Origin of the sequence: Rhodococcus sp. NPDC058505 (assembly GCF_042720095.1) — a bacterium.
In the GTDB taxonomy this organism is placed as follows: domain Bacteria; phylum Actinomycetota; class Actinomycetes; order Mycobacteriales; family Mycobacteriaceae; genus Rhodococcus_G.
In genome coordinates this window covers 38,966-56,495 of record NZ_JBHXNB010000019.1, presented here as the reverse complement: position 1 = coordinate 56,495, position 17,530 = coordinate 38,966, and the positions used below count along the sequence as shown (strand labels likewise).

At 68.4% G+C, this 17,530-nt stretch carries 17 protein-coding genes; 5 read left to right on the top strand and 12 right to left on the bottom strand.

The genetic code is table 11. From position 1 onward, the window contains the following. Positions 1 to 48: 48 nt before the first annotated feature. The 3 genes from ACFWPA_RS14945 to ACFWPA_RS14935 all read right to left on the bottom strand — a co-directional run bounded on the left by ACFWPA_RS14945 (position 49) and on the right by ACFWPA_RS14935 (position 2,434). Positions 49 to 726 (bottom strand): GNAT family N-acetyltransferase, encoded by a 678-nt coding sequence (locus tag ACFWPA_RS14945; RefSeq protein WP_378507371.1) that lies wholly within the window; start codon positions 724 to 726, stop codon positions 49 to 51. 72 nt (positions 727 to 798) lie between these two features. After that, complete coding sequence (locus tag ACFWPA_RS14940) at positions 799 to 1,263, bottom strand: nitroreductase family deazaflavin-dependent oxidoreductase (protein WP_378570719.1); 465 nt, start codon at positions 1,261 to 1,263, stop codon at positions 799 to 801. A gap of 7 nt (positions 1,264 to 1,270) precedes the next feature. Further along, positions 1,271 to 2,434 carry a steroid 3-ketoacyl-CoA thiolase gene (locus ACFWPA_RS14935; RefSeq protein ID WP_378507369.1) on the bottom strand — a complete coding sequence of 388 codons (1,164 nt, stop codon included), beginning with the start codon at positions 2,432 to 2,434 and terminating at the stop codon, positions 1,271 to 1,273. 162 nt (positions 2,435 to 2,596) lie between these two features. On the opposite strand from ACFWPA_RS14935, the gene ACFWPA_RS14930 reads away from it, so the two are divergent. Beyond that, a complete protein-coding gene (locus ACFWPA_RS14930; RefSeq protein WP_378507368.1) occupies positions 2,597 to 3,859 on the top strand; it encodes a cytochrome P450 in 1,263 nt (420 codons plus the stop codon). Between the two features lie 180 nt (positions 3,860 to 4,039). On the opposite strand, the gene ACFWPA_RS14925 is transcribed toward ACFWPA_RS14930, so the two are convergent. Genes ACFWPA_RS14925 through ACFWPA_RS14905 form a run of 5 tightly spaced genes read right to left on the bottom strand, consistent with a single transcriptional unit; the run spans position 4,040 to position 8,586 of the window. After that, positions 4,040 to 4,462, bottom strand: a complete 423-nt coding sequence (locus tag ACFWPA_RS14925; protein WP_378570717.1) for a nuclear transport factor 2 family protein — start codon at positions 4,460 to 4,462, stop codon at positions 4,040 to 4,042. 9 nt (positions 4,463 to 4,471) lie between these two features. Continuing rightward, complete coding sequence (locus tag ACFWPA_RS14920) at positions 4,472 to 5,335, bottom strand: TIGR03619 family F420-dependent LLM class oxidoreductase (protein ID WP_378570715.1); 864 nt, start codon at positions 5,333 to 5,335, stop codon at positions 4,472 to 4,474. A gap of 13 nt (positions 5,336 to 5,348) precedes the next feature. Further along, complete coding sequence (locus ACFWPA_RS14915) at positions 5,349 to 6,554, bottom strand: thiolase domain-containing protein (protein WP_378570713.1); 1,206 nt, start codon at positions 6,552 to 6,554, stop codon at positions 5,349 to 5,351. Continuing rightward, entirely contained in the window at positions 6,554 to 7,621 is a 1,068-nt protein-coding gene (locus ACFWPA_RS14910) for a thiolase domain-containing protein (RefSeq protein WP_378507364.1), read from the bottom strand. Before ACFWPA_RS14910 ends, ACFWPA_RS14915 begins: the two co-directional genes overlap by 1 nt. Positions 7,622 to 7,635: 14 nt before the next feature. Beyond that, on the bottom strand, positions 7,636 to 8,586 hold the full coding sequence (locus ACFWPA_RS14905; protein ID WP_378507363.1) for a Zn-ribbon domain-containing OB-fold protein: 951 nt from the start codon (positions 8,584 to 8,586) through the stop codon (positions 7,636 to 7,638). Positions 8,587 to 8,692: 106 nt separating this feature from the next. Between ACFWPA_RS14905 and ACFWPA_RS14900 the strand changes: the two genes are divergently transcribed. Beyond that, positions 8,693 to 9,733: an LLM class F420-dependent oxidoreductase gene (locus ACFWPA_RS14900; RefSeq protein ID WP_378507362.1), complete on the top strand. Its 1,041-nt coding sequence runs from the start codon at positions 8,693 to 8,695 to the stop codon at positions 9,731 to 9,733. A 206-nt stretch (positions 9,734 to 9,939) separates the two neighbouring features. Further along, a complete protein-coding gene (locus ACFWPA_RS14895) occupies positions 9,940 to 10,863 on the top strand; it encodes a hypothetical protein (protein WP_378570711.1) in 924 nt (307 codons plus the stop codon). A 168-nt stretch (positions 10,864 to 11,031) separates the two neighbouring features. On the opposite strand, the gene ACFWPA_RS14890 is transcribed toward ACFWPA_RS14895, so the two are convergent. Continuing rightward, positions 11,032 to 11,856, bottom strand: coding sequence for a crotonase/enoyl-CoA hydratase family protein (locus ACFWPA_RS14890; RefSeq protein WP_378507360.1), 825 nt, complete (start codon positions 11,854 to 11,856; stop codon positions 11,032 to 11,034). Positions 11,857 to 11,935: 79 nt separating this feature from the next. On the opposite strand from ACFWPA_RS14890, the gene ACFWPA_RS14885 reads away from it, so the two are divergent. Both ACFWPA_RS14885 and ACFWPA_RS14880 read left to right on the top strand, forming a co-directional pair. Then, a complete protein-coding gene (locus ACFWPA_RS14885) occupies positions 11,936 to 13,585 on the top strand; it encodes an acyl-CoA synthetase (RefSeq protein ID WP_378507359.1) in 1,650 nt (549 codons plus the stop codon). Further along, positions 13,585 to 14,700, top strand: coding sequence for an NAD(P)H-dependent flavin oxidoreductase (locus ACFWPA_RS14880; RefSeq protein ID WP_378507358.1), 1,116 nt, complete (start codon positions 13,585 to 13,587; stop codon positions 14,698 to 14,700). The genes ACFWPA_RS14885 and ACFWPA_RS14880 overlap by 1 nt, the downstream gene beginning before the upstream one ends. 70 nt (positions 14,701 to 14,770) lie before the next feature. Here ACFWPA_RS14880 and ACFWPA_RS14875 read toward each other — a convergent pair whose 3' ends face one another. The 3 genes from ACFWPA_RS14875 to ACFWPA_RS14865 form a co-directional block, all read right to left on the bottom strand. Continuing rightward, positions 14,771 to 15,430: a hypothetical protein gene (locus ACFWPA_RS14875; protein WP_378507357.1), complete on the bottom strand. Its 660-nt coding sequence runs from the start codon at positions 15,428 to 15,430 to the stop codon at positions 14,771 to 14,773. Then, positions 15,427 to 15,780 (bottom strand): PadR family transcriptional regulator, encoded by a 354-nt coding sequence (locus ACFWPA_RS14870; protein ID WP_378507356.1) that lies wholly within the window; start codon positions 15,778 to 15,780, stop codon positions 15,427 to 15,429. The genes ACFWPA_RS14875 and ACFWPA_RS14870 overlap by 4 nt, the downstream gene beginning before the upstream one ends. Positions 15,781 to 15,910: 130 nt before the next feature. Continuing rightward, a complete protein-coding gene (locus ACFWPA_RS14865; protein WP_378570709.1) occupies positions 15,911 to 17,530 on the bottom strand; it encodes a long-chain-fatty-acid--CoA ligase in 1,620 nt (539 codons plus the stop codon).

Here is a 17,530-nt window from a genome sequence, read left to right as displayed (position 1 = left end):
CCCGTGAGTCCTTTTGGCCCGCCAGGGGACCAAAAGGACTCACGGGCGCTACGCGCCTGCCGGGGTGCGGACGACGACGACGGTGCCAGGGAAGTAGGCGGCCAGCTCGGTGCGCGACTGCTTGAGCGCGGCGGTGCCGTAGCCGTGCTTGCGTGAGGCAGGCGCCACCCAGACGGCGATGTCGACCTCCTGGCCGGTCAGTTCGCCGAACACCAGCCCGACGCTGCGCGGGGCGTCACCGCTGACGTCCTCGCACACGAACCAGGCCGCGGTCTCGTCGTCGACGCGGCGCAGCCCCCGCTCCCGCTCGGATTCCACCCGGTCCGACGACCACGGATTCCCGTTGTCGTCGAACTGCTCCTCGGACCGCAGCCGGAACAGGTCGGCATCGGAGTCGCTGCCGCCGAACGGTCGCAGCCGGACGCCGGACCCGGTCGCGGCGGGTCGCTGTTCGGGAAGCCATTTCAGGGTCGCGTCGAGGTTCTGCACCTCGTCGCGCAGCCGGTCCCGTTCGAGGCGGGTCAACCGCCCGAGCTGCAGCCCGAGCACCACCTCGGCGTTCGCCTCGGTGCTGTCGAGCAGCCCGCTCACCGCGCGCACCGCCCCCGCGTGGTCGTCGCTCTCGACGATCGCGTCGAGGACCTCGTGTCGCATCTCGAGCGCCTTGAGTAACGCGGACGCGAGTTCGCGTCGGTCCAGGATCTGATCTTGGGGGCCGGCCGTCATGACGATCTCCCTCATCTGTTGGGTGAGCATTGCCGAGTCATCTCGCATTGTCGGCCACCCGAAGGGGATTTTCTAGGAACACACGACGACCGGGATCTGCCGGTCGGTCCACGCCTGGTAGTCGTCGAATTCCGGGTACATCGCCACCAGCTTCGGCCACAGCCGGGCGCGTTCCTCGTCGTCGGCGACGCGCGCGACGAGTGGGCGTAGCCGGGACCGGATCTGGATGGTCACCCGGGGGTCGGCCTTCAGGTTGAGGTACCACAGCGGGTGCTTCGGCTGGCCGCCCTGCGACGCGACGAGCACCACGCTGTCGCCGTCCTCGAGAAACAGCAGCGGGCTGACCCGGTGCGCACCGGACTTGCGTCCGGTGGTGGTGAGCAGGCAGATCGGCAGCCCCGTCCGCGCGGCGCTGCCGACCCGCCACTTGCCGCCGATCCGCCCACCGGTCGCCCGGTACGCGACCACGTTCGCCCTCGACATCCACTTGATGATCGAGCGCGTGAATCTCGTGTCGAGCAGCGGTGGGCGGTTCATCGCGGCGTCAGATCCGTTCGATGATGGTGCCGGTGGCCAGCGCGCCGCCCGCGCACATCGTGATCAGCGCGGTCGAGCCGTTGCGACGCTCCAACTCGTGCAGCGCGGTGGTGATCAGCCGGGATCCGGTGCTGCCAACGGGATGTCCGAGCGCGAGCGCGCCGCCGTTGACGTTCACCTTGTCCATGTCGGGGCCGTGCACCTGCGCCCACGACAGCGCAACCGACGCGAACGCCTCGTTGACCTCGAACAGGTCGAGGTCGCCGATCTTCATGCCCGCCTTCTCGAGCACCTTGGCGGTCGCCTGCACGGGACCGTCGAGGTGGAACTCGGGCTCGGCGCCGACGAGGACCTGCGAGACGATCCGGGCCCGCGGCTTCAGGCCGAGCGCCAGCGCCCGGTCCGAGTCCATCAGCAGCACGGCGGCGGCGCCGTCGGAGATCTGCGAGGAGGTGCCCGCGGTGTGGATCCCGCCCTCGATGACCGGCTTGAGCCCCGCGAGGGACTCCGCGGTGGTGTCGCGCAGACCCTGATCGCGTGAGATCACCGTGGTCTCGGAGGTGGGCAGCTTGTCCGCGCCGATGACGGGGGCCGTCACGGGCAGCACCTCGCGGTCGAAGCGGCCCTCCTCCCATGCCTGCTTGGCCAGGGCCTGCGACCGGACGCCGAGCGCCTCGATGTCGTCGCGGGTGATGCCGCGGCGCTTGGCGATTCGCTCGGCGGCCTCGAACTGGGCGGGCATGTCAATGTCCCAGGAGGCGGGGCGGCGCGGTCCGGCCTCGGTGCCGACGTTGGCGCCGAGCGGGACCTGGCTCATCTGCTCGACACCGCAGGCGATGCCGACGTCGATGGCGCCGGTCGCGATGAGGCCTGCGATCAGGTGGTTGGCCTGCTGCGCGGAGCCGCACTGGCAGTCGATGGTGGTCGCGCCGACCTGCCAGGGCAGGCCCGCGGCGAGCCACGCGGTCCGGGTGACGTTGTTGGACTGCGCACCCGCCTGGGTGACGCAGCCGCCGATGACCTGCTCGACGAGCTGCGGATCGATGCCGGAGCGCTCGAGGAGGCCGACCTGCGCGGCACCAAGGGTTTCGGCCGCGTGCAGGCCGGACAGCCATCCGCCGCGCTTGCCGATCGGGGTCCGGACGGCCTCGACGATTACTGGTGTGCCCACTGCGGGCTCCTTTCATGTTCTTCTTAGGAAAGTAGAACAGGTTCCGTGCCTCGGCAAGGACTCTGGCTGCAGATCTTCCCTAGACGTTGGGGGTGTGATTCAATATCGATAGAACGTGTTACAGATCACTTGCGACTTGATACGCGAGGGCAGGAGACAGCAGTGGCGCAGCCCAACATCCCCGCCGGGTTCGACTTTACGGACCCGGACATCTACGCACATCGACTCCCCGTCGAGGAACTCGCCGAGGTGCGCAACACCCAGCCGGTGTTCTGGGTCGAGCAGCCGGACGGCGTCGGCGGCTTCAGTGACGGTGGCTACTGGCTCGTCACCAAGCACGAGGACATCCGCGACGTCTCGATGCGCAGCGACGTGTTCTCCACCTGGGAGAACACCGCGATTCCGCGGTTCGCCGACGACATCGACCGTGCGAACATCGAACTGCAGCGGTTCGTGCTGCTGAACAAGGACGCCCCGGAGCACACCAAGCTGCGCAAGCTGGTCTCCCGCGGCTTCACCCCCCGCGCGATCAATGCGATCAAGGACGAGCTGCACGAGCGGGCCGAGGCCATCGTCAAGGCCGCCGCCGCAGAGGGCAAGGGCGACTTCGTCACCCAGGTCGCCTGTGAGCTGCCGCTGCAGGCCATCGCCGAGCTCATCGGCGTGCCGCAGGAGGACCGCGGCAAGGTCTTCGACTGGTCCAACCAGATGACCGGCTACGACGACCCGGAGCTGGACATCGACCCGGTGACGGCGTCGATGGAGATCCTCGGCTACGCGTACCAGATGGCGGAGGCCCGCAAGGCCGACCCGCGCGAGGACCTGGTCACCACGCTCATCGAGGCGGACGTCGACGGCGAGGCACTCAGCGCCGAGGAGTTCGGGTTCTTCGTGATCCTGCTCGCCGTTGCGGGCAACGAGACCACCCGCAACGCGATCACCCACGGCATGAAGGCCTTCATGGACCATCCCGAGCAGTGGGAGCTGTACAAGAAGGAGCGCCCGAAGACCACGGCGGACGAGATCATCCGCTGGGCAACCCCGGTCGCAGCCTTCCAGCGCACCGTGCTCGAGGACACCGAGATCGGCGGCGTCACCGTCACCAAGGGTCAGCGTGTGGTGATGAACTACATCTCGGCGAACTTCGACGAGGACGTGTTCGAGAACGCGCACGACTTCAACATTCTGCGGGACCCGAACCCGCACCTGTCGTTCGGCGGCACCGGTGCCCACTACTGCCTGGGCGCCAACCTGGCCCGCATGGAGATCGATCTGATCTTCAACGCGATCGCCGACTTCCTGCCGGACATCACCGAGGTGGCGGACCCGCGTCGCCTGCGCTCCGGCTGGCTCAACGGCCTCAAGGAGTACCAGGTCGACTACCAGACCCAGGGCACCGGTGGGGGTTGCCCCGTCGCGCACTGACGGCTCGGTGAGGGCGAGCCGACGGTAACGCGAAACAGCGCCGGCGGGACCACACGGTCCAGCCGGCGCTGTTGGCTTTCCGGACGGGGCGTCCGGTTCCCGCCGAGCACCCGGCAGGTCGTGAACGACGAAGGGCCGCATCCCGATCGGGATGCGGCCCTTCGCCTGTTCCGGGGAGGGTTACAGCTTCGTCATGGTCTTCATTGCCCGGTCGACCTCCCAGAAGGCCCGCAGCGACTGCAGCTTGCCCTCGTCGGTGACGCGGTAGATGAACACGCCCTCGGCATCGACCTGCGCACCGGCCAGCACCGTGCGGATCCGCCCGATGTTGACGACCTCACTGCCGCACACCAACTGGTCGTCGATGATGAATTCGATCGAGTCGGTGTTCGCGATCGTCATGTCGTAGAACTTCGAGATCGCCTCCCGCCCGTGGTGCCCCTTGCCCTCGGGGTCGAAGCCCGACGGGCCGACCGGGTCCTCGACCCAGCCGTCCTCGGCGAACAGGTTCAGCCACTCCTCCTTGCGCTTGCCGCTGGCCGCGGCCTGCGACGCGCGCGAGGCGATCAGGGCAGGGTGGTCGGTGGTCGTCTCAGCCGTCATGGCATCTCCCTACTTGATGTACTGATCGGCAAACTTGCGCAGCGAGTCCTGCTTCGCCTCGAGCGGTCCGTCGAAGGCGACGCCGTCGAAGAGCCAGGGCACCACGATGCAGTCGGTGATGCCGGCGTCGGCCATCTCGGCGTAGCCGTCCTTGCCGAACCGGTCGATGCACACCGCCTGGATCTCGAACGGCTCGTTCTCCCTGCCGTATTCGGCCCGCAGCTCGTCCAGTCGGGCCTTGGTCGCGACGAGATCCTTGAACTTCATCATCGCCGACGTCCAGCCGTCACCGACCCGCGCCGCGCGCTTAAGCGCGACCTCGGTGTGCCCGCCGACATAGAACGGCACCGGCACCGACGGGGCCGGGCTCATCTGCAGCCGGTCGAAGTCGAAGAACTCGCCGTGGAACTCGACCATGCCGCCAGCGAGCACCAGTTTGATGACCTCGATCATCTCGTCGACCCGGGCGCCACGCTTCTTGTACGGCACCCCGCACCATTCGAATTCCTCCGGCGCCCAGCCGATCCCGACACCAAACCCGAACCGGTTGCCGGTCAGGTTCGCCACCGACCCGACCTGGCGGGCCAGCAGCAGGGGATTGCGGGAACCGAGCTTGAGGACGTTGGTGTAGAAGCCGATCGTCGAGGTCGCCGCACCCATCGCCGCGGCGGCGATCAACGGATCCACCCACGGGGTGTCGGCGTTCCACATCCGCGACCCGTCCGGGGTGTACGGGTAGTCGGCGGCCGCGGTCTCCATGTAGAACAACGAGTCCGGGAGGCCGATGTTGGCGAACCCGCACTCCTCGGCGGTCTGCGCGAGCGGGACCAACTGCTCGAGCGGACTCATCGCGATTCCGACGGTGTACTTCACGGTGTGCCCCTTCCTAATTGGTGGGGCGATCGGAGCTGACCACCCACATCGCGAAGTACTGCGAGCCGCCGCCGTACGCGTGCCCGAAGGCCTTCCGCGCGCCGTCCACCTGGTGGTCGCCGGCCCGCTCCATCACCTGCATCGCCGACTCGGCGTACCGGATCATGCCGGACGCGCCGATCGGGTTCGAGGAGAGCACGCCGCCGGAGGCGTTGACCGGCATCCGTCCGCCGAGCGCGGTCTCGCCCGCCTCGGTGAACTTCCAGCCCTCGCCCTCGGCGACGAACCCAAGGTTCTCGAGCCACATCGGCTCGAACCACGAGAACGGGACGTAGATCTCCGCCTCGTCGATCTCGGTGAGCGGGTCGGTGATCCCCGCCGCCTTCCACAGCGCGGCCGAGGCGTCCCGACCGGCCTGCGGGTTCGCGACATTGCGGCCCGCGTACGACAGCGGTTCGGTGCGCATCGCGGTCGCGTGGATCCAGGCGACCTTGCGTCCCTCCGACAGCACCTCCTTTGCGGCGTCCTCGTTGCCGATGACGATCGCGCAGGCACCATCCGAGGACGGGCACGTCTCGTCGAAACGGATAGGGTCCCACAGCATCTGGGACTCCATCACCGACTCGACGGTGATGTCGGCCTGCTTGAGGTGTGCGTACGGGTTCATCGCGCCGTTGCGCCGGTCCTTGACGGCAACCAGCGCGCCGATGTGGTCGGGAGCGCCCGAGCGGCGGATGTACGAGCGGACGTGCGGGGCGAAGAAGCCGCCAGCACCCGCACCGACCGGCATCGTGAACGGCACCGGCGTGGACAGCGCCCACATCGCGTTCGATTCCGACTGCTTCTCCCACGAGACCGCGAGCACCCGCTTGTGGACGCCGGACTGCACGAGGCTGGTCGCGACGTTGCCCGTCGAGGCACCCACCGATCCGGCGGTGTGCACGCGCAGCAGCGGCTTCCCGTTGGCACCCAGTGCATCCGACATCGCCAGCTCCGGCATCATCGACCCCTCGAACAGGTCGGGCGCCTTGCCGATGACGATCGCGTCGATGTCGTCCCAGCCGACGTGGGCGTCGGCCATCGCGCGGTCGATCGCCTCGCGGATCATGCCCGCCATCGTGACGTCGTGCCGCTTGGCGACGTAGTAGGTCTGGCCGGTGCCGAGGACGGCTGCGAGTTGCTTACCTCGGGCGGAGCCTCGGGAATTGTTGCTCGCCATCAGTTGTTGCGTCCTTCCATGACTGCGACCAGGTTCTGCTGCAGCACGGGGCCACTGGTGGCGTGGGCGAGGGTGCGCTGGGCGTCACCGCTCATGATCTGCTGTGCGGCGTAGCCGATGCGTTCGAGGCCGCCGGAGAACAGCGGGTTGCCGGTCAGCGGGCCGCCGGACGGGTTGATCCTGGTGGCGTCGGTCAGGCCGATCGCCTCCCGCAGGATGATCTCCTGGTGCGTGAACGGGGCGTGCAGTTCGGCGACGTCGATGTTTGAGACGTCACCGCCGGTCGCGGCGCGGGCCGCGGCCGCGGTGGACGGGGAGACCGTCAGATCCCGCGAGCCGATGTTCGGCGAGTCGATGCGATGGTCGATTCCGGTGATCCACGCGGGGCGTTCGCACAGGTCGCGGGCGCGGTCGCCACGGGCGAGGATGATCGCGGCGGCGCCGTCGGTGATCGGGGCGCAGTCGTGCGCGCGCAGCGGGTCGGCGACGTACTCGCCTGCCAGCAGCGTCTCGACGTCGACGTCACCGGAGATCTGGGCGTTGGGGTTGCTCTTCGCGGCGGCCCGGCTGCGGCGGGCGATCTCGGCCATGTCCTCGGCGGTCCACTTGCCCGCGTCGAGCCCGAGCCGGGCCTGCAGGCCCGCGACCGACACCGAGTCCGGCCACAGCGGCGCCACGACGTACGGATCCATCTGCATCGCGAGGATCTGGCGGAGATTGCCCGCGGACGACTTACCGAAGCCGTAGACGAGGGCGGTGTCGACCTCACCGGTCATGATCTTGACCCAGGCCTCGTACAGCGCCCAGGCGGCGTCCATCTCCACGTGCGACTCGTTGATCGGCGGAACGGCACCGATCGAGTCGATCGCGGAAATGAACGAGAACGAGCGCCCGGCCAGGTAGTCGGACGATCCGGAGCACCAGAACCCGATGTCGGACTTGGTGATTCCGAGCTCCGCGTAGAGCTGCTGGAAACAGGGGACGAGCATCTCGACACCGTTGGTGGTGCCGGTGGTCTCGCGCACATGGGGGGCCTGCGCGAAGCCGACGACTGCAATGTCTGTCATGGTCTTACCGGCTCCTAGAGGTGATGCTTGTAGGTGTCGTAGTCCGCGTCCGGCTCACCGCTGGGGCGGAAATGGGAGATGTTGCGCAGCGAGTACTCCCACTCGTCCTTCGGGCGCCACGCGGCCTCGACCCGCATGCCCATCCGGACCTCGGTGGGATCGACCTCGAGGAGCAGGTGCAGGAACGGGATGTCCGCGCCGTCCAGGACGATGTACGCGGCCACGTAGGGCGGCTTGATCTGCTGACCGAGGAACGGGACGTTGACGATGCAGAACGTGGTGACGGTGCCCTTGTCGGAGACCTCGACCTGCTCCTTGGTGGGGACGCCGTCGGTGGGGTTCGCACCGCGCGGGGGCACATACACCTTGCCGTTCGCGTCGGTGCGGCCGCCGATGACCTTGCCCTCCATCAGGCCGCGAAGGTAGTAGCTCTCCTCGAACGACGCGGTGTGCGTGTAGTGCAGGTCGATCGGGGTGACGATGTCGGTGACCGGCTCGCCGCCGGATGCGGAGGGGGTGGACTCGCTCTCACCCGGCTCGAAGCAGGCGATGTCGCGGATGTGTCCGGTGCGCTCGTCGGCCCAGCGGACCCGTACCCGCATCCCGGTGCTCATCGCGTCCGCCGATCCGGCATCGACGGCGTGCAGGATCGAGGTGTCCGCGCCGTCCAGCCGGATCAGGGCCCACGCGAACGGGTGGCTCAGCGGCTGGCCCTCGATGGGGTCGGGCATCCACGTCCAGCTGGCGACCGTCCCGGTGTCCGCGACGTCGACGAAGTCGGTCGTCGGTTCGTGGGTGACGGGGTCGAACTCGGGCGGCGGCACGTGCACCCGGCCGTCGGAGGCCCGGGCGCCCACCACCTTTCGGTCGCGCAGCCCGGTGACGAACGCGCCGATGGTCGGTCCAACGGACCGCGTGTAGTCGAATTTGAGATTAAGTGGTGCCCGCAGGGGCTGCTCGGCCACTTGGGTCTTTTCAAGGGTCACGGAATCGAGTAGAACAGGTTCTCATTACTGTGGCAAGAGTCACTGTCGCGGTGCGGCGGAAATGGGAAAACACGGAGGCGCGCAAATGAAGCTGGGGTTGCAACTCGGATACTGGGGCGCGCAGCCGCCGACGAACGCCGCCGAACTCGTTACAGAAGCCGAGCGCTGCGGCTTCGAAGCGGTGTTCTCCGCAGAATCCTGGGGCAACGACGCGTTCACCCCGCTCGCCTGGTGGGGGTCGAGCACCGAGCGGGTCCGCCTCGGCACCTCGGTGGCGCAGCTGTCCGGCCGGACCCCGACCAACGCCGCGATGCACGCGTTGACCCTTGACCACCTATCCGGCGGGCGGGCGATTCTGGGCCTCGGCGTCTCGGGGCCGCAGGTCGTGGAGGGGTGGTACGGCAGGCCGTTCCCGAAACCCCTTGCCCGGACCCGGGAATACGTCTCGATCATCCGGCAGGTCCTGGCCAGGGAAGCAGCCGTCACCAACGATGGCCCGCACTATCCGCTGCCGTACCGCGGCGAGGACGGGATGGGACTGGGCAAGCCGCTCAAGCCGATCACCCACCCGCTCCGCGCGGACCTGCCGATCTGGCTCGGCGCCGAGGGGCCGAAGAACGTCGCGCTGACCGCGGAGATCGCCGACGGCTGGCTCGCGATCTACTACACGCCGCGGCTCGCACACATGTACAACGCGTGGCTCGACGAGGGATTTGCCCGCCCCGGCGCCCGACGCAGCCGGGCGGACTTCGAGATCGCCGCGACCTGCCAGGTCGTCGTCACCGATGACCGCGCCGCGGCGATCGCCGCCGCCAAGCCCTATACCGCGCTGTATGTCGGCGGAATGGGGGCCGCCGAGCTGAATTTCCACGCCCAGGTGTACACCCGGATGGGCTACGGGGCCGAGGTCAAGGAGATCCAGCGGCTCTTCCTGGCAGGCAAGAAGGAGGAGGCCATCGCGACCGTGCCGGACGAGATGGTCACCGACACGATGATCGTCGGCGACCTCGACGAGGTCCGCAGGCAGGTGAAGGTGTGGGAGGACGCCGGCGTCACGATGCTGCTGGTGACCTGTCGCGACGTCGAACACGTGCGCGAACTCGCCGCCGCCGTCCACCCGGCCTAGTACCCACTGCCCGCCTCCCCGAGTGAACGGAAGCGTTCAGTCGATCTGATCGAATGAATGTGCCGTTCACTCGGGAGTCTCGGTTGTCCACAGGCCGGGAATTTGTACACAGACACCCACTCCAGGGACGGTCCGGGTCTCCGGATGCGTCCATGATCGAGGTCATGAGGCACGGGGGATGGGGCGGCGAGGGTCGAGTGCTTGAGATGGCCGCGGTCAGTGGGGTGATCAGCGTGGCCACGCTGGCGTCGTTCGGGGTGTCGTCGTCGACGATCGTTGCGAGATGCAAGCCGGGTGGGCCGTGGCGGCGGCTCCTTCCCGGTGTTGTCCAGTTGACCAACGGCTACCCGACGCCGCGGCAGCGCGTAGTCGCGGCCCTGACGTACTGCGGGGACGACGCCTTGCTCACCGGCCGAGCTGCGTTGCGCGAGTATGGCTTCGGTGAGGAGGCTGGCGAGGTTCACGTGCTGCTTCCGGATCGTCGACGGAAGCAGTCGACGTCGCTTGTTCGGGTCGAGCGGACCACTCGGTTGCCAGTACCCGTCAACAGGAGCGGTTTGCCGTGTGCGCCGATCCCGCGGGCGGTGCTGGACGCTGCCCGGCTGTGCGTGACGCTCGACTCGGCACGCGCGTTGATCGCATCCGTTGTTCAACGCAGGGCCGTCACCGCTGCCGAGTTGGCGGTCGAGCTTGAGGAGGGGAGCGTCCGCGGCTCGGCTCTGCCACGCATCGTGGTCGAGGAGATGGACGCGAATGTGCACTCGGTTCCGGAGGCCGTCGCCCGGAAGATCTGGCAGTCGACCGGCCTCCCCGAGATGGTATTCAACCGCCCGATTCGCACCTCAAACGGTGTGTTTCTGGCGCAGCCCGACGGCTGGATCGACAGCGTCGGATTGGCGTGGGAGATCGACTCGGTCGATTGGCATGCCACGCCGGAGCTGTATGCGGCCACGGTCGAACGGCGGACCAGGATGCAGGACCAGTTGATCGTCGTCCTGGTGACCATTCCCCGGATGGTGTACTCAGATCCGAGCGCGGTATCCGCGTCGCTTCGTGCCCACTTCGCGCTGGCGGCTCAGCGCCCCCGGCCGCCCGTGATCATGGACCCGGAGCGTCGCGCGACGGGGTGATGGCAGTCGGTCCGTGTGGCTCCGGATGGGTCATTCTCGCCAATTCGCTGGCCCGAGCGAACGGCACATTTGTTCGATCAGATCGACTGAACGCTTCCGTTCACTCGGGGGCGGGGCGGGGCGGGGTGGGCGGAGTGGGTCGGGTGAGGGGGCGGGGCTCGTGAGGGGCTACCTGCCCTGGAACTTCGGGGCGCGCTTCTCGGCGAAGGACCGGGGGCCTTCCTTGGCGTCGTCGCTCTTGAACACCTCGGCGCCGATCTTTGCCTCGAGCTTGAACGCCTCCTCCTCGTGCATGCCCTCGGTCACCCGGATCGTCTTGAGGATGGCCTGCACCGCGACCGGGCCGTTGGCGGCGATCCGCTCGGCAATCTCGAGCGCCGTCGTCAGCGCCTCGCCGTCCGGCACGACATGGCCGATCAGGCCGAGCTCCTTGGCCTCGGGTGCGGGGACGTTGCGGCCGGTGAGCAGGATTTCCGCGGCAACGGTGTAGGGGATCTGCCGGACCAGCCGAACAGCGGACCCGCCGAGCGGGAACAGGCCGAGGCGGGCCTCGGAGACGCCGAACTTCGCGCTCTCGCCCGCCACCCGGATGTCGGTGCCCTGCAGGATCTCGGTGCCGCCCGCGATCGCGGCGCCCTCGACCGCCGCGATCAGCGGCTTGGTCAGCCTGCGTCCCTTGAGTAGGGCGGGCAGCGAGGTCGGGTCGAGGCTGCCCTTGGAGAAGGCGTCGCCGGGCGCATTCTTGTTCATCGCCTTGAGGTCCATGCCCGCGCAGAACGTGCCGCCAGCACCGGTCAGGACGGCAACCCGGATGTCGGGGTCGTTGTCGACCCGGTCCCAGGCGTCGACCATGATCGCCATCATCTCGCCGGAGAGGGCGTTGCGTGCCTCCGGGCGGTTCATCGTGACGATCAGGACGTGACCGCGCTTCTCCACGAGGCAGTGCGCGGACTTGTCCGAAACGTCTGAAATCGCGGCCGTGGTGGAGGACACTGATTGCTCCCGAATGCGTGTGAGTTGGGTCTCAAATTGACTCTTGCCAGAAACGGTAACACGTTCTACTTTGTTGGTCGTGGCACTTAACATCGCAGACTTCGTTGAGCACTCCATCGACCTGAATCCCGAGCGCGTGGCGCTGCTGGACGGGCGTCGCGAGTTCACCTATTCGCAACTTGAGGACCGCACCAACCGGCTGGCGCACTACCTGCTCGATCACGGGGTGAAGCCCGGCGACAAGGTGGGCATCTACTCCCGGAACACCATCGAGGCCATCGAGGCGATGGTCGCGGTGTTCAAGGCCCGTGCCGTGATGGTGAACGTCAACTACCGGTACGTCGAGAACGAGTTGCAGTACATCTTCGAGAACTCGGACATGGCCGCGCTGGTCGTCGAGCGCAGGTACGTCGACAAGGTCGCGAACGTGCTGCCGAACACCCCGCAGGTCAAGTCGGTCGTGGTCATCGACGACGGCACCAGCGAGCTGGACTTCGCCGGCTTCGGCGGGGTGGAGTACGAGGAGGCGCTCGCACAGTCCTCGCCCGCCCGCGACTTCGGCGAGCGCAGCCCCGACGACATCTTCATGCTCTACACCGGCGGCACCACCGGCATGCCGAAGGGCGTCATGTGGCGGCACGAGGACTGGTGGCGGGTGCTCGGCGGCGGCGTCAACTTCATCACCGGCGAGTACGTCCAGGACGAGTGGGACATGGCCAAGCTCGGCGCGGCCAACCCGGCGATGGTGCGGTTCCCCATCCCGCCGATGATCCACGGCGGCGCGCAGTCCGCGGTGTTCCACAGCCTCTTCGGCGGCGGCACCCTTGCGCTGCACCCGGAGTTCGACGGTCACGCCGTGTGGCAGGTCATCGACCGCCACAAGGTCAACCTGATCTTCATCACCGGTGACGCGATGGCCCGTCCGATGCTCGACGCGCTGAAGGCGGGCAACCCGGAAACCGGTGAGCCGTACGACCTCTCGTCGCTGTACGTGCTGGCCTCCAGTGCGGCGCTGTTCTCCCCGGCGCTGAAGGAGGAGTTCCTGGAGCTGCTGCCGAACCGCCTGCTCACCGACTCGATCGGCTCCTCCGAGACCGGCTTCGGTGGCCTCGCGACGATCACCAAGGGCTTCGAGCACACCGGCGGCCCGCGGGTGAAGATCGACTCGCAGACCACCGTCCTCGACGACGAGGGCAACCCGATCGAGCCCGGCTCCGGCAAGGTCGGCCTGCTCGCCCGCAGCGGCCACATCCCGCTCGGCTACTACAAGGACGAGAAGAAGACCGCCGAGACCTTCAAGGTCTACAACGGGATCCGCTACTCGATCCCCGGCGACTACGCCTCCGTCGAGGCGGACGGCACGGTCACGATGCTCGGCCGCGGCTCGGTCTCGATCAACAGCGGCGGCGAGAAGATCTACCCGGAGGAGGTCGAGGGCGCGGTCAAGACGCATCCCGACGTCTTCGACACCCTCGTCATCGGTGTCCCGGACGAGCGGTTCGGCCAGCGGGTCGCCGCGGTCGTCGCGACCCGTGACGGCGCCCGCCCGAGCATGAACGACATCGTGGCAGCCGCGCGCAAGGAGATCGCGGGCTACAAGGTGCCGCGCAGCGTGTGGTTCGTCGACGAGATCAAGCGGTCGCCCGCCGGCAAGCCCGACTACAAGTGGGCGAAGGGCGTCGCCGAGTCGCGCGAGGCGGACGATCACTACACGAACGGCAACTCCTGATGCACAACGAGCTCGCGGCGAAGTTCGGGATCAAGTACCCGATCTTCGCGTTCACCCCCTCCGAGCATGTGGCGGCCGCCGTCACGCGGGCCGGCGGGCTCGGGGTCCTCGGATGCGTCCGCTTCAACGACGCCGAGGAACTCGACGCGACGCTGAACTGGATGGACGAGAACACCGACGGCAAGCCGTACGGCGTCGACGTCGTGATGCCCGCGAAGGTGCCCACCGAGGGCAGCGCGGTCGACCTGGACAAGCTGATCCCGGCCGAGCATCGCGCCTTCGTCGACCGCACGCTGGCCGAGCTCGGGGTTCCTCCGCTGTCCGACGACGTCGAGCACGCCACCGGCGTCCTCGGCTGGCTGCACTCGGTGGCCCGAGCCCAGCTGGACGTCGCCTTCAAGCACCGTCCCGCGCTGATCGCGAACGCACTCGGCTCGCCGCCGAAGGACGTGATCGACGAGGCGCACGGCCACGGCGTCCCGGTCGCGGCGCTGGCCGGTGCGGTCCCGCACGCGCTCAGCCACGTCGCGAACGGCGTCGACATCGTCATCGCGCAGGGCTACGAGGCGGGCGGTCACACCGGTGAGATCGCCTCGATGGTGCTGGTTCCCGAGATCGTCGACGCGGTCGGTGATTCCGCGACGGTCATCGCGGCGGGTGGCATCGGCAGCGGCCGTCAGGTCGCGGCGGCGATGGCGCTGGGTGCCCAGGGCGTGTGGATGGGATCGTACTGGCTCACCGCGGCCGAGTACCGGCTCGGCAGCGCGGCGGACGGTACGTCGGCGACGCAGCGGGCACTGCTTGCGGCAACCTCGAGCGACACCGTCCGTTCCCGGATCTACTCGGGCAAGCCGGCGCGGCTGCTCAAGACCAAGTGGACCGAGGCGTGGTCGGCGGAGGGTGCGCCAGCCGCGCTGCCGATGCCGCTGCAGAACATCCTGGTCGCCGAGGCGCACCAGCGGATCGCCGCCGCCGAGAACCCGGATGTCGTCGCGATGCCGGCGGGCCAGATCGTCGGCCGGATGAACGAGATCCGGCCCGTCGCGGACACGATGGCCGACCTGGTCGCCGAGTTCGAGGCCACCGTCGCGCGGCTGGACAAGCTGGGCGGGTAGCCGGAGGTCAGGACCGCAGCACGCCGGAAGGCCGGGTACGAATCTCGTACCCGGCCTTCGTCATTCGACTTCAGTCGACGCGGGGTCGGAGTCCGATGTGGCGGGCGATCGCAGCGCCAGCGCCGACCATCGCGCACACGGCCACGATCGTGGTGGCAAAGGTACTTGGCAGCGTGGTGAAGCCCTGCGCCCACGCGGTGCCGACTCCGGCCAGGATCGCGAACAGGGCCGCGATCGGCAGAATCCGTGCCAGGGCCCGTGTGGTGTCCGCGGCCCGGGGATCCCCGACGGCCCGGAGCGTGCCCCACGTACAGGCCAGCGCGAGCAGGTAGCCGAGGGCGCCGCTCGCCGCGAAGATCACGCCAATCAGCTGGGCGGGCTCGACGGTCACGTTGCGCCAGAAACCCAGGTACAGCATGGTCAGCGTCGTCCCCATGCCCAGGGTGGCGCCGGCAAGCGTGGCCGGCACCACCAACCCGAGTCGGGTTGCCCGACCGGACAGCCCGCGTTCGTCCGCCCAGGACCGAAGCGTTGCGGCGGGATCGCTACCCACGACGGCATCGGCTCCAAGGCCCGCGCTGTCCGCGGCCTCGAGTTCGCCGGACAGTTCGTCGAGCAGTCCCGCGCGGTCGCTGCGTCGCACACCGGCACGGCGCCACACCCGGGCGGCGATTCGGGTGACATCGGCGGTCGTCGGAACCCCGCTGGGGGTGGAGTCGGTGACGCTCATCGTGCTTCTCCTGTCGAGTTCGTTGATGGCAAAACCGAATTCACTGATGCGGCGAGCGTTGCCCATTCCTCGGTTCCGGTCGCCAGTGTGTTGAGGCCGAGGTCGGTCACCGAGTAGTACTTGCGCGGCGGACCCGAGTCGGACGGGCGGCTCTCGGTGCACACCAGTCCGGCCCGTTCGAGCCTGGCGAGTAGGGGGTACGACGATCCGCCCGCAACGAGGAGGTCTCGTTCGGCGAGTCGCTCCGTCAGTTCGTAGCCGTAAATCGGGCGTTCGCGAAGGATCGACAGGACACAGAGGTCGAGGACGCCCCGCAGGATGAGGCTGCGGCGGTCAACGGAAGGACTCATGCACAGCAAGGTATCACTATCGGTGTAAGCAAGATAGCTGTTCGGCAGACGCCGGCGCACCGAGCGAACGGCACATTCATTCGATCAGATCGACTGAACGCTTCCGTTCACTCGGGCGAGGGGGAGGGGATCAGCGGTCCAGTTCGGTGTCCAGCTGCGCGGCGAGGTCCGCGGTCACCGGCACGAACGACGCGGCGCCTGCGGCGCGGAACCAGGTGGGGTCGGGGGAGTTCCAGCGCTGCGCGCTCAGCGACCGGCCGAGCACCTTGTAGGTGGCGGTCTTCGGCAGGTCCGCGGTGACGCGGATGAAACTCGGCAGCTGCTTGGGGCCGAGATCGCCCTGCGCGGTGAGGAACTCGGCGAACTCGTCGATGTCGAAGCCGTCCGCGGCGACGATCGCGACGGCCACCCGGTCGCCGACCTGGGGGTCGGGGACCGCATACGCCGCGACCTCAACGACCCCCGGGTGGCGGGCGAGGATGTTCTCGATCGGCGCGGTGCCGAGGTTCTCGCCGTCGACCCGCATCCATCCGGAGCTGCGGCCCGCGAAGTACACGTAGCCGTCGGCGTCGACGTAGCCGAGGTCGCCGCTCCAGTACTGGCCGTCGCGGACCCGCTCGGCCTCGGCCGCCGGGTTCTTGTAGTACCCGGCGAAGCTCCCGGTCCCGGTGGTGTTGACCAGCTCGCCGGTGGCCTTGTCGGCATTGAGGATGTGGCCTGCCGTATCGAATTCCGCTGTCGGGCAGGGTGCCCCGGTGTCCGGATCGAGGACGGCGATGCCTGCGGGCAGCGGGCCGAGGGCCCCGGCGGGGGTGCCCGGCAGGCGGGAGATCAGCACACCGCCCTCGGTGGACCCGAATCCGTCGACGACTCGGACGTCGAACCGGCGGCCGAAGTCGGCGATCGCCGACGGCGAACCCTCATTGCCGTACACGATCTTCAGCGGGTTGTCGGCGTCGTCGTCGCGTTCGGGAGTGGCGAGCACGTAGGCGAGGGGCTTGCCGACGTAGTGGGCGAAGGTAGCACCGAACCGGCGGACATCCGGCAGGAAGCCGGACGCCGAGAACTTGCGCCGGAGCGCGAAATTTCCGCCAGCGGCGAGCGCGATCGCCCAGCACGCCATCACGGCGCCGGAGTGAAACAGCGGCATCGACGCGTAGGTGGTGTCGGCGGAGGTCAACTCGAACCGGTTTGCGAGCATCACACCGGGGCCGGCGACCATCCGGTGGGTGACCCGGACCGCCTTCGGGTCACCGCTGGTGCCGGAGGTGAAGATCAGCATGAACAACTCGTCCGGCGCGGGGCGTGCGTCCGGTGCGGTGCTGTCGCGGTGCGCGGCGAGCAGGTCGTGCCACTCGGGGGAGTCGACCAGCAGGACCCGCACCGCACCGAGGTCGAGTCCGTCGAGCAGGCGCGCCTTCTCGGAGTCGGTGACCACGACCTGACAGTCGGATCGGGCGATGTCCCCCGCGAGGGCGGCGCCGCGCCGGGTCGGGTTCAGCCCGGCCAGGACGGTGCCGCCGACCGCGGTGGCACCCAGTAGCAGCGCGAACTCGGGGACGTTGTCCAGCAGCACCCCCACGTGCGGGGGTGCCGCTGGATCCAACAGCGACGCCAGTGCTGCGGCGACGTCGATGCATGCGCCGACGTGCTCCGACCACGGAATCCTCGTGTCCTCGAAGAGGATTCCGTGGTCGTTGTCGTCCCGCAGTGCGAGTAGCAGGTCGGTGACGGTGGGAGCAGTGGTCAT

Coding starts and splice junctions, on each gene's coding strand:
- ACFWPA_RS14865 (WP_378570709.1), bottom strand. CDS start 17,530: ATGACCACTGCTCCCACCGTCACCGACCTGCTACTCGCACTGCGGGAC.
- ACFWPA_RS14910 (WP_378507364.1), bottom strand. CDS start 7,621: ATGACAGACATTGCAGTCGTCGGCTTCGCGCAGGCCCCCCATGTGCGC.
- ACFWPA_RS14880 (WP_378507358.1), top strand. CDS start 13,585: ATGCACAACGAGCTCGCGGCGAAGTTCGGGATCAAGTACCCGATCTTC.
- ACFWPA_RS14915 (WP_378570713.1), bottom strand. CDS start 6,554: ATGGCGAGCAACAATTCCCGAGGCTCCGCCCGAGGTAAGCAACTCGCA.
- ACFWPA_RS14895 (WP_378570711.1), top strand. CDS start 9,940: ATGGCCGCGGTCAGTGGGGTGATCAGCGTGGCCACGCTGGCGTCGTTC.
- ACFWPA_RS14925 (WP_378570717.1), bottom strand. CDS start 4,462: ATGACGGCTGAGACGACCACCGACCACCCTGCCCTGATCGCCTCGCGC.
- ACFWPA_RS14870 (WP_378507356.1), bottom strand. CDS start 15,780: ATGAGTCCTTCCGTTGACCGCCGCAGCCTCATCCTGCGGGGCGTCCTC.
- ACFWPA_RS14940 (WP_378570719.1), bottom strand. CDS start 1,263: ATGAACCGCCCACCGCTGCTCGACACGAGATTCACGCGCTCGATCATC.
- ACFWPA_RS14875 (WP_378507357.1), bottom strand. CDS start 15,430: ATGAGCGTCACCGACTCCACCCCCAGCGGGGTTCCGACGACCGCCGAT.
- ACFWPA_RS14945 (WP_378507371.1), bottom strand. CDS start 726: ATGACGGCCGGCCCCCAAGATCAGATCCTGGACCGACGCGAACTCGCG.
- ACFWPA_RS14900 (WP_378507362.1), top strand. CDS start 8,693: ATGAAGCTGGGGTTGCAACTCGGATACTGGGGCGCGCAGCCGCCGACG.